Raw genomic sequence first — 12,497 nt, 5'->3', positions numbered from 1 at the left:
CCCTGGCAACCGGTGAGGTGGCAGTGCCGAGGTGACGCGGCAGATCGAGGCAGCCTACGTCCTGGCGTGCGACGGAGGCCGCAGTACCGTGCGGGAACAGCTGTCCGTCCCGATGCGCGGACGCAGCTATCCCGACGACGTCTGGCTCGTCGTCGACACTCTCGAGGATCCGCACGACGAGCGTTACGGCATGCACGTCGGCGACCCTGACCGGCCCCTCGTCATCGTGCCCGGGCGCGAGGGGCGGTGCCGATACGAGTTCCGGTTGCGCCAGGGCGACTGCGCCCCCGGCGGCGCGGTGCCCTTCGGCCTGGTACGGGAGTTGCTGCGCCCGTATCGGGACATCACCTCGCCACAGGTCGAGCGCGCGGTCGCCTACACCTTCCACGCACTGCTGGCCGAGCGGCTGCGCGACGGCCGCTGCTGCCTGCTCGGCGACGCGGCGCACATGATGCCGCCCTTCGCCGGACAGGGTCTCGACTCGGGTGTCCGGGACGCCGCCAATCTGTGCTGGAAGGTGGCCGAAGTGCTCGCCGGGCGGGCCGCCGACACGCTCCTCGACACCTACGACGTGGAGCGCCGCCCGCATGCTCAGGCGATGATCGAGCTGTCCGTGCGGCTGGGCCGTGTCGTCATGACGACCGATCACAGACGGGCCCGGGTGAGGGATCTCTGCGTGCGAGCGGCCCTGCGGAGCCGGCGCGGGCGTCGGTACCTGACCGAGATGCGGTACCGGGCCGACACCCGGGTGCGGGCCGGAGCGGTGGTACCGGCCGACGGCCCTGGACAGGCACTGGCCGGCACCCTGTTGCACCAGCCGGTCGTGCTGCGCGGCCCCGGATGCACGCTCACGCGCCTCGACGATCTCCTCGGCCCGGGCTGGAGCCTGTTGGGCATCGGCCTGTCCGACGACGACTGGACCCTGGTCTCGGCAGCCGGTCTGCCCGACGCGCGGCGCGTGGACGTCGTGCTCGGCGACCGTGCACCGCGTGAGCGCGGCGGACGGGCCGCGGTTGCCGATGGGGACGGCGCGCTCGACGCCTGCCTGGCGTCACTGCCGGGCCGTCTGATCCTGGTCCGTCCCGACCGGCTGACAGCGGCCGTCTTCACCCCCGGGCAGGTGGATCACGTCGCACGGACGCTCGCCCGGTTCCTGTCTCAGGCCCGCCCCGCGCAGGGGGGCGGGCCGGAGCGCCCTCGTCGGACAGTTCGGTCATCGCTGGAACGGCGATCTCGGACAGTCCGTAGCTGCGCCTTGCCAGCCGGCCGATCTCCAGGACACGCAGCCCGAGCCGGAAGCCGCCGCCCGGCGCCTCCTCCAGGAACCTGCTGCTCACCAGGGACTGCAGATATCGGTAGGCGGTCGAACGGGCGACTCCCAGACGCTCGGCGACCGCGCTACCGGAAATGACAAGTCGGGTGTCGTCGAACATGGTCAGGATGTCCAGGGCCCGGTCGGCCGTGGAGTTGCGCTCCCGATAGCCGGGGGACGCTGTTCCTGACATGGGAGACACTTTCCCGTGCGGGTACCTCCCGGCGAGCGGAGATCACCACCGGTCCTTGACGACGGTGTTGCGCAGCTCGCCGACTCCCTCGACGAACGTGACCAGTTGCTGCCCGGGGCGCAGGAAGACCTTGGGGTCGCGTCCCGCCCCCACTCCACCCGGGGTGCCGGTGGCGATCAGGTCACCCGGCAGGAGCGTGATGACGGTGCTGATGTAGGCGATGGTCGTGGCGACATCGAAGAGCAGGTCGGAGGTGTTGGACTTCTGCATGGTGTGGCCGTCCACACTGCAGCCGACCGTCAACCCGGAGGCTCCCGGGGGGAGTTCGTCGGGAGTGACGAGAGACGGCCCGACCGGCGTGGTCGCCTCGAACGTCTTCCCGGAGAGGAACTCCCGGGTGCGATGCTGCCAGTCCCGCACGGTCACGTCATTGACAACGGTGTAGCCGCCCACGTAGGCGAGCGCTTCGTCCCGGGCGACGTGCCTGGCTCGCCGTCCGATGACGACACCGAGTTCGGCCTCCCAGTCGAGGTCGTCGCTGACCGGCGGCATATGGACGTCGTCGTGGGCACCGATCAAGGACCCGTCGTACTTGGCGAAGAGCGTCGGGTGGGTCGGGGTGGGCCGGCCCATCTCCTTGATGTGTGTGGCGTAGTTCAGGCCGAGGCACACGATCTTGTTGGGGTGCGGGACGACGGGGGCGAGGGACGCCCCCTCCAGAGGCACCCGCTTGCCGTCGGCCGCTGCGGCGCGCTGCTGCCAGTCCTCCCCGCTCGCCAGCAGTGCTGCGACGTCCGGGTACGGCAGCAGGACCAGTTCATCGGCCTCCAGGCGGGCAGCAGCGGTGAGTTGCGCGCCGGAGTCGGGGGCGGGCAGACGGACCGTACTCAGTCTCATGATGGCTCTCCGGAGAAAGTGGACGAAACGGCGGCAAGGGGCGGCGCAGCGGCCGACGCCCCGGGTGTGTGAGTGACGTTGGAGAGGGCTCGGGGCACGAGCGTTCGAGGCTGGTCGCCCCAGGGCGCGTGGCGTCGCGAGGACGCCCCCGTCACTGGACCGGCTGGTAGGCCGGGCCGCCCTCGGTCAGCAGCCGCTCGGCCTCGGCGAAGATCTCCTCCGGGGACAGGTCGAGGTTGAGCGATTTGCGGAAGGGCTGGCGTACGTCGCGTTCGATGCGGAGGTAGACCTCGTTGCGGTTGCCCTCGGGGTCGAAGAAGTAGATGCCGATGGCGTTGCCGTGGGTGACTTCCTGCTGGACCTCGATGCCTTCGGCGCGGAACCGGTGATGGAAGTCGATGATCGTCTCCAGGGAGTCGACCCGCCATGACACCTGGTGGGTGAGCTTGGCGCCGGCAGGGGCGGTGCGGCCCCGCTGCAGGACGAACTCGTGATGCTCCTCCTCGGGCCGGGAGGAGAGGAACACGATGCCCCGCTCCTCGTCCTCGTCGGTCACGGTCAGCCCCATGACACGGGTGTAGAAGTCACGCATCGACTCCAGGTCGTCCACCCAGAAGCCGGTGTGTCCCAGGCCGGTGATGGCCATGGAGTTCTCCTTTCAGTACGGGCAGGGCGAGGGACGGATCAGTTGGCGTCGCCGCGGGTGGCCACGGCCTGATCGAGGGTGCTGTGGTCGGCCCAGTTGCCGTGGAAGCCGAAGGGCACGCGGCTGGGCAGCTTCACCCGGGCCAGCGGGGTGCGTCGTAGATCGGCGGCATCGTGGATGAGGAGCTCGCTCAGGCCGGTCTCGCGGTTCCACCACAGGGTGAGCAGGTAGCCGTCGTCCTCGGCGACCGCGTTCTCGCGGGCCACGAAGACCGGCTCGCCGGGGTTGGTGAGGTGGTCCGGGCCCTCGACGACCGTGGTGGAGTCGCGCAGGGCGTCGTGCTTGGCGAGACCGTCGCTCATGGTGTCGTCGGCCAGGTAACGGGTGGTGACGAAGTATCCGTAGCGGTGCGGCCGGCCGGTGTAGGCGTCGTTGATCCTCGGGAACTCCCCGGCCACGCCGCCGACCAGCTCCTCCGTCGCCCGTCCGGTCGCCAGGTCCACACGCCAGCGGTGGGGCACCGACGGCGGGAACCAGGAGTGGGACGTCACCGGAGTGTCCAGCCGGTCGGCCGGGGTGCCCAGGCGCGTGATGCGGTGTCCGTCGATGACGACTTGGCCGTTGTCCTCGTAGGCGTTGTAGAAGTGGGTGTTGGCCCAGTGGCCGCCCGCCTCGTGCCAACTGACGGCGTGGGTGCGCCGGTTCATGAGCACGATCTGCACCCCGTGCGGCAGCGAGGCCTCGTCCCAGACCACGCCCGGCTCACCCCGCATGATGTGGTCGAGGCGGAACTGCGCCGGGGTGACGAAGAAGATCGCGTAGTTGTCGCTGACGGCGAAGTCGTGCATCAGCACCGGCACCTTGATGTCGAAGCTGTGGCTGTCGACGACGTGCCCGGTCTTCACGTCCGCCCGGTACCAGGTGATGGTCGGCCCGGTGGCGGCGAAGAACAGCATGTCGCCGCTGTCGGGGTCGATCTTGTAGTGGGCGGTGCACAGGACGTCGATGCCGCCGTGGAAGTCGTACGTGCCGTACGTCTCCAGCGTCTCGGGGTGCATCGAGTACGGCAGGCCGCCCTCGAAGTAGACCAGCAGGTGGTCGTCGAAGATGCCCACGTTGGTGTTGGCGACGTTCTTCGCGCTCGGCGCCCCGGCGGGCAGTGAGTGGGCCGTGCCACCGTTGGCGAATCCGCTGTAGACCGCCTCGCCCTGCTCGACCTCGAACTTCATGGAGTCGGTCATCACCCAGCGGGTGCGGTAGGCCGCGCGTCCCTCGCGCAGATAGATCCCGCAGACCATGCCGTCACCCTCCCACCAGTGGTAGCGGTCGGGATCGCGCGGCTGGAAGCGGGGGTTGGAGGAGATACGGAACAGCGCCCCGGCGAGGTCGTCCGGGATCCGTCCGTCCACCTCCAGGTCGTACGCGCCGTCCTCCTCCGTCCAGGGAGTGAACGGGCCCTCCAGGAACTTGTTGCCGGGCGCCCAGCCGGCGGCGTCCTGGGCGAGCCGTGGGGTGGGCGGCTGCGGGGTGGTACGCGGCGCGATCGTCATGGGGTCGGGCAGGGAGGGGCCCTGCCGCGAGGAAGTGGTCATCTGCATGCTCCAAGTGCGGGTGAAGCGGGGGTGAGAGAGCAGAGCGGGTCAGAAGGGGTAGTCGGGGATCTCGCCGCGGACGGTGACCCACTGCTGTTCGGTGAAGGCCTCGAGGTTGGCGACGGTCCCGCCGTGCCGGGAGCCGTTGCCGGACTCGCCCACGCCGCCGAACGGCACGGTCGCCTCGTCGTTCACGGTCTGGTCGTTGATGTGGACCAGCCCGGTGGGGATGCGGTCGGCCAGGGCCAGCCCCTTGGCCACGTCCCGGGTCAGGATGCCCAGCGACAGTCCGTACTCGGTGTCCGTGGCCAGCCGGACGGCCTCGTCGAGGTCCTGGAAGGGCACGACCGGGGCGACCGGACCGAAGATCTCCTCCGCGTAGGCGCGGGCGTCGAGCGGCACGTCGGCCAGCACCGTCGGCCGGTAGAACAGGCCCTCGTAGGTGCCGCCGGCCGCCAGCCGCGCACCGCTCGCCACACTGTCGGTGACGATGGAGTGGGCGGCCTGAAGCTGCCGTTCGTCGATCATCGGGCCCAGCGCGACCTGCCCGCCGGCCGGATCGCCGACCGGGGCGGCGTTCGCGTGCTGGGCCAGCAGTTCGGCGTACTCCCCGGCGACCGAGGCGTGCACCAGGTGGCGGCTGGAGGCCATGCAGACCTGTCCGGCGTGGTGGAAGGAGCCGAACGCACCGGCGGAGACGGCCTTCTCCAGGTCCGCGTCGTCGAGGACGATCAGCGCCGAGTTGCCACCGAGCTCCAGGTGGACCCGCTTCAGACGCTGGGCGGCCGCGGTGGCGATCGCCTTTCCGGCCCGGGTGGAGCCGGTGAACGCGATGACGGGCACGTTCGGGTGGTCCACCAGCGCGGCACCGACGTCGGCCCCGCCCGGCAGCATGTGCAGCACGCCCGCGGGCAGACCCGCCTCCTCGAAGATCCGGGCGATGGTGACACCGCCGCAGATGGCGGTGCGCGGGTCGGGCTTGAGCACGACCGCGTTGCCCAGCGCCAGTGCGGGGGCGACGGCGCGCATGGCCAGCACCATGGGCGCGTTGAACGGGGAGATCACCCCGACCACGCCCACCGGGCGTCGCCGCGCGAAGGACAGCCGGTCCTCGACGGACCGCAGGACCTCGCCGTACGGAGCTGCCGCCAGGGCGGCGGCCTCGTAGCACTCCTCGGCCGCCCCGTTCGAGGTCTGGAAGTCGGCGAACGGTCGCAGGGTGCCGGCCTCCCGCACGATCCATTCCGCGATCTCTGCCTGGTGCTCCTCGAAGAGGCGCGCCGCGCGCCGCAGCACCTGGGCCCGCTCGTTGTACGGCCGTGCGGCCCAGTCGCGTTGCACCGACGCGGCTCGCTCCACGGCCCGCTCGAGGTCGGCGGGGGTGGCGGAGCCGACTCGGCCGAGCATCTTGCCGGTGGCCGGCTCGGTCGAGTCGTACGACTCTCCCGCCCCCTTGATCCACTCCCCGGAGAAGATCCGCTCCTGCCATTCGCTGGCGTCCAGAAAAGTCATGATGGCCCCTTCTCTGCGGGACAAGCCGTCATAGTCCCATAATGTAGAATAGGTGATTCGTTAAATAGGACACTCCCCTTTGCATCGGGGAGATGTCAGGCGTCATGTTGACGTGCACTGTACGGTACAGTTTAGTTAGCCGCATGGCTACATCAACCGAGCAAGAGCCACGTATCAACAAGCTTCTGGTCGGCCGGTTCCTCACCGATGTCCTCGGCGCGAGAAACGCCGAGGCGGTCGTCGACTACGTCGCCCCGGACCTGGTCCAGCACGGCGCCGACGTCCCCGACGGCGCGCAGGCGTTCACCGATCTCCTGCGCCGCGAGTTCGGCCGTGGAGCGACGGTGGACCAGGGAGAGGACGCTGCGTCCGGGCCGCGGGAGCCGGTGTTCGTCGTCGGGGAGAACGACCTGGTCTGTGTCTGCCACTACATGCCGCAGCCGGACCCGGACGTCCCCGGTTCCCCTTACGACTACTACGCGTTCACCACCTACCGGATCCGCGACGGACGGATCGTCGAGCGGTGGCCGTCCCTCAACAAGATCGCCCCACCGCGGCCCCCCGCACCGGGTGTGCCGACGCGGGCGACCACCGTCTCGTCATCGCCGTCGATCGACATCGAGGCGAACAAGCGCCTGGTGGTGGACTTCTACCGCTGTGTCTTCGACGCGCAGAACCCGGACGCGGTCAAGGACTTCGTCGCCGAGGACTACCGCCAGCACGTCTCCTTCTACCCGCCCGGCAGAGCGGGGCTGGAGGAGTTCGTGCGCGGCCGCTTCCCCGACGGCCCCGTCCCCACGCCCGCCGAGCCCCTCAACCCGCCCGCGCTGATCGTCGCCGAGGGCGACATCGTCGTCGTCGCCGGACTGCTTCCGCAGGCCGAACCCGACGGGAGCGGCGCGCTCTACCCGTACTACGTCTACGACGCCTACCGCGTGCGCGAGCAGCGGCTGGTGGAGCACTGGAGCGGCATCGACAAGTCCGCCCCGCCCAAGCCTCCCGGCCCGCCGCCCGCCGCCCGCACCTGATCGGTCGTCGGCTCCCTCGTCCTGTTCGCCCTCGAATCCATACATACGCAGAAAGGCCCACCCATGCCGAAGTTGCACGTTGTCATAGGAAGCACCCGTCCTGGCCGACTGGGGCTGCCCATCGGCCAGTGGGCGGCCCAGGCCGCGAAGGAGCACGGCGGCTTCGACGTCGAGCTCGTCGACCTGGCCGAGTTCGGCCTCCCGCTCCTCGACGAACCCGGCCATCCGCGTGCGGGTCAGTACGCCCACGAGCACACGCTCAAGTGGAGCGCCTCGGTGGACGAGGCCGACGCCTTCGTCTTCGTCACGCCTGAATACAACTCCGGCCCTCCCGCCGCGCTGCTCAACGCCATGTCCTTCCTGTACCGGGAGTGGCTGTACAAGCCCGTCGGATTCGTCAGCTACGGCGGTGTCGCGGCCGGCCTGCGCTCCGTGCAGGTGCTCAAGGAGGTCTCGACGGCGCTCAAGATGATGCCGATCCCCGAGGCCGTGGCCATCCCGTTCGTCTTCAAGTTCATGGGGGAGGGCGGCTTCCGGGCCGACGAGCCGCTGGAGGCCGCGGCCACGATGATGCTGGACGAACTGCTGCGCTGGAGCGAGGCGCTGGAGTCCTTGCGTCTGAACCCGCCGCCGTTGGCTCCCCCCGGGCCGCCGGCGCCGGTCGTACCCGCGCCGCGGGGCTAGCAGCGGCCGAGCCTCCGTCAACGCCCGGTAGGGCACGCGCATCGCGTGCCCTACCGGGATCTTTTGTGCGGTTGGCTGTCGGTCGCTACCGGGTGCTGAGGCGCACGGGGTGCGTCAGACCGCTTCGGGCTGTGCGGCCTCGTCCGCCGTCGTGGGTTCGCGCTTCTCGTCGGCCGGGTAGCGCGGGAGCAGGAAGACGAGTGCCAGGGTGAGCACGCTCGCGGCGGTCAGGGCGATCAGGGGGGCGTCGTAGCTGCCCGTGGACTCGGCGGCCGCCTGGACGAGGGTCGGGGTCAAGCCGACACCCAGGAGAGTGATGACGATCAGGGTGATGCCCTGGACCTGTGCGAAGGCGCGCATGCCGAAGTATCGGCCCGCCAGGTAGGGCGCGACCGACGACTCCGCGCCCATCACCACGCCGAGCAGCGCCATGGCCGGCAGCAGGGCCCAGGTGCCTCCGCTGGCGGCGAAGATCGCCACCGTGCCGGCCACGAGACACGCGACGAACGGTACGAAGGCGCGTGGGCTCCTGGAACGGTCCATGGCCACACCGGCGAGGAACATGCCCACGAAGGAGGCCACGAGCAGTACCGACAGGGACAGGGACACGGTCGTCGGCGAATATCCGCGCTCGCCGAACAGAGACACGGCGTTCGACCGCACGCTCGTCGCCACGCCCGCGGTCAGGACGATGGCCGCGACCGTGATCAGCCAGGCCCGGGTGCGCAGCACGGCGCCGAGCGGCATGCCCGGGAGTTCCCTGGGAGCGCGTCCTTCCTTCCTCGCCGCGAGGTCGGCGGGATCCCGCGGCGGCTCGGTGAGCAGGAAGTACTGCGTGGGGAAGACGATCCCGAGGATGCACAGGGCGAACAGGAGGTAGGTCTGGCGCCAGCCGAAACCGTCGATGGACAGCTGGAACAGCGGGGCGATGACCGCTCCGCCCAGGCTGGTGGCGCCGCCGATGAACAGGGAGTAGCCCACGCCCCGGTGGCGGGGGAACCACTCGGCGACCACCTTGTAGGTCAGGCCCATGATGCCGATGTATCCGCACAGGGCTGAGGCCAGCATCGGCAGGAGCAGGAGCACGGCGTTGCCGCCGGCGAGTGCGATCGCCGCAGTGAAGACGCCGTACAGCGCGACACACGGCACCGCCACGGCGCGCGTGCCCCAGCGGTCGACCCAGCGTCCGGCCAGCGGCAGGATCAGCGGAGCGGCGATGATCGGGATGTTGAGAACGGTCAGCGTGTGCGACTGCGACCAGCCGAAGTCCCGGGCGATGGGCCCGACGAACAGCGTGATGGTGGCGCTGGAGGCGGCCGGGCTCAGGGCCATGGCCAGTACGCAGGCGGTCGCGGCCTTCCAGGCGGGGGCGGGATAGCCCCGCAAGGAGGTCACGTACCCGCGCAGGGTGCCTGCGGCAGGGGCCGGCTTTTCGGGTGCCGTGAGATCGGCGTGAGGGTTCGGGGACATCGTCGTCCTTTACTTCCGTACGCGAGGTGCGACGCACGCCCGCATTCGGCTTGATGCGATACTGTACGGTTCAGTCCATATCGTGGGTCGAGAGGGCTGCGCGACGGACGGGAAGTTCGGGTGCTCGGGGGGATCCCCGGTCCGCTACTCCGGCGCGGGTCCGGCCTCGTGGCCGCCCTTCTTGTAGGAGCCCCAGTGCTCGACCAGCTTTCCGTCCCTGACCCGGAAGAGGGTGGGGATGAACCAGTCGTACGTCTCGCCGGGGGCCGTCGGATCGGGCCACGGCTTCTGCATCAGCAGACAGACGAGGTCGCCTTCGACGATCAACGCGACCGGAGGGGGCGGCGCGTCCACGGTCGAGGGAATCCTGCGGAACCCGTCCGCCAGGAACGCGCGCCCGTTGCCGGGCACGTTCGGGTCGTTCTGGATGTAGTCGTCGACGATGAACTTCTCGAGGACGCCGTCGACCTGCTCGTCGACCCGGCCGCTCGGCATCATCCGGGCGAGAGCCGCCTCGAACTCGATGACCAGGCGCTTCATCGCGGTCGCCTCGGCCGTCGATGACTTCGACAGTGCGTCGGTGAAGTCGTCGCGGTACATCCACGTCTCGAAGAAGGCGGGGTCATGGATCTGTGCGACCCCGCCCGCGATCGTGTACTCCTGCAAGGTTTCCTCCGGTGGGTTCCGTGGCGCGTGAATTGCGCACTGTACGGTTCAGTGCAGTCAAGTTGAACGGTTCAGTTTTGTCGGCGATCTGAAATGCGCCGGGTGCATCGCCCGCAAGCCGGGTTCAGTAGCTGCCCATACGCTCGTCGGCGCTGTCGGCTGCCGGCTCGTCGGCGTCCGAGTCGTGGGCGGCGGGGCTCGGGTAGGCCGGCAGGAAGACCGACAGCGCAAGGACGATCAGGCCCGCGGCGGTGAGCGCGACGAGCGTCGCCGTGTACCCGCCCGTGCTCTCGGCGGCTCCTTGCGCCAGCACCGGGAAGACTCCGATGCCGACGAGGCTGACGACGCCCAGCGTGATGCCCTGGATCTGGGCGAAGGCCCGCATGCCGAAGTAGCACCCCACGAGGTACGGCCCGGTGGTGGACTCCGCGCCGGTCACGACGCCGAGCAGGGCCATGGTGACGAACAGGGCCCACATGCCCCCGGTGGCCACGAAGACCATGACCATGCCGAGTACCAGACACACCATGAACGGCACGAAGGCGCGTGGGGTGCGGGACCGGTCCAGGACCATGCCGGCGAGGATCTGCCCGGCCACGGACGCCACCAGCATGACCGACACCGACAGGGACACCTCGGTCGCGGAATAGCCCTGCTCGCCGAAGAGCGACACGGCGTTCAGGCGCACGCTCATCGCCGCGCCCGCCGCCACGGTCAGCACCAGCACCGTGTACCACCAGGCGCGGGTCTTCAGGGCTCGGCCCAGGGGGAGGCCCGGCAGTTCCCGGTGCGGGGGCCGGTCCTTGCCCTTCGGCACGTCGGTGGCTGCTGCGGGAGCGAGGGGTGCCCGTAGGGGCTCGTACATCAGGAAGTACTGGGCCGGGAAGACGATCAGCAGCACGCATCCGCCGATCAGCAGATAGGTCGTCCGCCAGCCGAAGTGCTCGATGGACAACTGGCTCAGAGGCGAGAGGGCGGCGCCGGCGAGGCTGGAGGTCGCGCCGATGAGCAGGGAGTAGCCCAGTCCGCGGTGGTGGGGGAACCACTCCGAGACGACCTTGTAGACCACGCCCAGGATCGAGGTGTACCCCAGAGCCGTGCTCACCAGCAGGACCGTCGTCAGTACGACGCCGTTGGCGCCCACGAGCGCCACCGCGGCCGTGGAGAGTGCGTACAGGGCGGTGCCCGGAACGGCGACGGCGCGGGCGCCCCAGCGGTCGACCCAGCGGCCGGCCAGGGGGAGTACGAAGGGGGCGGCCACGGTGGGGATGTTGAAGATGCTCAGCGTCTCCGAGTGGGACCAGCCGAAGTCCTTGGCGACCGGGTCGATGAGGAAGGTGACGGCCGTGACGAGAGCCGGGGGACTGAAGGCCATGGCGAGCACGCAGGCGATCGCCGCTTTCCAGGCCGGCCTGGGATAGCCGCGCAGTGCGGACAGGGACTCCCGCAGGGAGGCGGGGGTGCCCGGTCGGCCGGGCGGAGCGAATTCGGTGTGGGGCGGGGACATCGTCGTCCTTCCTCGCGCGAGGCGATGGCGGCCGCCGGCTGAAAGGCGGGGCGGTCTCGTGCTGCCGATGGCTCGCCGAGGGCGCCGAGCGCCGAGCGGCACTCCGATCGATGCACTGTACGGTTCAGTGCAGACCGTGGGTCAAGAGGTCTGCAGGAATCGAACAGTCGCCGTCGTCCCGAAAGGGGCGCGCGGAAGGGGCCGGAACGTGCGGTGTCCGGACGTCCCGCAGGGGCGCCCGGGATCGCCGTGGCGCGGAAGGTCCCGTCCTCCGCGCCACGGCAAGTGTCAGGAGTTCGCCCGGGACAGCCAGGGGAAGACCTGGTGCATCGCGGAATCGGGCACCCCCGGACGGTCCTCGGCGCTCAGGCCCCGCAGGAAGATGGCCGTCGTCCATCGGGCATACGCCTCCAGATGGGCCGGGTCGCGGTCGGCCTCCAGATCCAGCAGCGCGTCCATCTGCGGTCCGGCCGCCGTCATGCGCACGAACAGTCCGGCGTAGGCCTCCGCGTCGGCGAGGGTGTAACCGCGCTGCCGGGCGTCCTCGCGGAGCGCCACGGCCACCAGATCGACGACATGGGGTACGCCGAGGGATCTCAGCGTCTCGGTCAGCTCCGGCCGACGGGCCGCCTCGACCGTCAGCACGCGGATGAAGGCCAGATAGTTCGGGGCGGTCGTGGCCTGGAGGAGCTTGAGGGTGATGCGGACCAGCCTCTCCTGGGGATCGTCGAGGGAGGCGAGCATCGTCTGGTCCAGGTCGAAGTCCAGGGAGTCCCCGCCGCGGGCGATCACCGCGCGGAACAGCTCCAGCTTGTCGCCGAAGTGGGCGTAGACGGTCGTCTTCGAGACGCCGGCCTGTGCCGCCACGGCATCCATCGAGGTTTGGTCGAAGCCGAGTTCCAGGAACAGCTCGACGGCCGCGTCGAGAATGGATCCCCGCTTGCTCCGCCCGCCCGCGCCCGTGCGCTGGGGGCGTCCCTGCTCAGCCAT

Annotated in this window: 11 protein-coding genes and 1 pseudogene; 3 read left to right on the top strand and 9 right to left on the bottom strand. The window is 70.0% G+C overall.

All coding sequences use genetic code 11. The annotated features are described in order from the left end of the window. Window positions 1-31: 31 nt before the first annotated feature. A pseudogene (locus ACFY6U_RS01455) lies at window positions 32-550 on the top strand (FAD-dependent monooxygenase); the annotation flags it as partial. 556 nt (window positions 551-1,106) lie between these two features. Here the strand turns inward: ACFY6U_RS01455 and ACFY6U_RS01450 are convergent. From ACFY6U_RS01450 to ACFY6U_RS01430, 5 genes are all read right to left on the bottom strand, one after another. Then, the gene (locus ACFY6U_RS01450) at window positions 1,107-1,433 is read right to left on the bottom strand and encodes a helix-turn-helix domain-containing protein (protein WP_390035173.1); all 327 of its coding nucleotides are present in this window, start codon (window positions 1,431-1,433) and stop codon (window positions 1,107-1,109) included. 114 nt (window positions 1,434-1,547) lie between these two features. Next, a complete protein-coding gene (locus ACFY6U_RS01445) occupies window positions 1,548-2,402 on the bottom strand; it encodes a fumarylacetoacetate hydrolase family protein (protein WP_390034506.1) in 855 nt (284 codons plus the stop codon). A 151-nt stretch (window positions 2,403-2,553) separates the two neighbouring features. Continuing rightward, window positions 2,554-3,048 (bottom strand): VOC family protein, encoded by a 495-nt coding sequence (locus ACFY6U_RS01440; protein ID WP_390034505.1) that lies wholly within the window; start codon window positions 3,046-3,048, stop codon window positions 2,554-2,556. A 38-nt stretch (window positions 3,049-3,086) separates the two neighbouring features. After that, window positions 3,087-4,640 carry a carotenoid oxygenase family protein gene (locus tag ACFY6U_RS01435; RefSeq protein WP_390034504.1) on the bottom strand — a complete coding sequence of 518 codons (1,554 nt, stop codon included), beginning with the start codon at window positions 4,638-4,640 and terminating at the stop codon, window positions 3,087-3,089. Window positions 4,641-4,688: 48 nt separating this feature from the next. Beyond that, window positions 4,689-6,152 (bottom strand): benzaldehyde dehydrogenase, encoded by a 1,464-nt coding sequence (locus ACFY6U_RS01430; protein ID WP_390034503.1) that lies wholly within the window; start codon window positions 6,150-6,152, stop codon window positions 4,689-4,691. A gap of 143 nt (window positions 6,153-6,295) precedes the next feature. Here ACFY6U_RS01430 and ACFY6U_RS01425 point away from each other — a divergent pair, with 143 nt between their 5' ends. Next, complete coding sequence (locus tag ACFY6U_RS01425) at window positions 6,296-7,180, top strand: nuclear transport factor 2 family protein (protein WP_390034502.1); 885 nt, start codon at window positions 6,296-6,298, stop codon at window positions 7,178-7,180. Window positions 7,181-7,243: 63 nt separating this feature from the next. Further along, window positions 7,244-7,864 carry an NADPH-dependent FMN reductase gene (locus tag ACFY6U_RS01420; protein ID WP_390034501.1) on the top strand — a complete coding sequence of 207 codons (621 nt, stop codon included), beginning with the start codon at window positions 7,244-7,246 and terminating at the stop codon, window positions 7,862-7,864. A 114-nt stretch (window positions 7,865-7,978) separates the two neighbouring features. Here ACFY6U_RS01420 and ACFY6U_RS01415 read toward each other — a convergent pair whose 3' ends face one another. From ACFY6U_RS01415 to ACFY6U_RS01400, 4 genes are all read right to left on the bottom strand, one after another. Further along, on the bottom strand, window positions 7,979-9,259 hold the full coding sequence (locus tag ACFY6U_RS01415) for an MFS transporter (RefSeq protein ID WP_390034500.1): 1,281 nt from the start codon (window positions 9,257-9,259) through the stop codon (window positions 7,979-7,981). A 219-nt stretch (window positions 9,260-9,478) separates the two neighbouring features. Further along, window positions 9,479-10,000 (bottom strand): hypothetical protein, encoded by a 522-nt coding sequence (locus tag ACFY6U_RS01410; RefSeq protein WP_390034499.1) that lies wholly within the window; start codon window positions 9,998-10,000, stop codon window positions 9,479-9,481. Between the two features lie 124 nt (window positions 10,001-10,124). After that, a complete protein-coding gene (locus ACFY6U_RS01405) occupies window positions 10,125-11,507 on the bottom strand; it encodes an MFS transporter (RefSeq protein ID WP_390034498.1) in 1,383 nt (460 codons plus the stop codon). Between the two features lie 288 nt (window positions 11,508-11,795). Beyond that, window positions 11,796-12,497, bottom strand: coding sequence for a TetR/AcrR family transcriptional regulator (locus ACFY6U_RS01400; protein ID WP_390034497.1), 702 nt, complete (start codon window positions 12,495-12,497; stop codon window positions 11,796-11,798).

Origin of the sequence: Streptomyces sp. NPDC013157 (assembly GCF_042899865.1) — a bacterium.
In the GTDB taxonomy this organism is placed as follows: Bacteria; Actinomycetota; Actinomycetes; order Streptomycetales; family Streptomycetaceae; genus Streptomyces.
The sequence above is the reverse complement of the archived record's forward strand: the minus strand, read 5'-3'. Positions and strand labels throughout refer to the sequence as shown.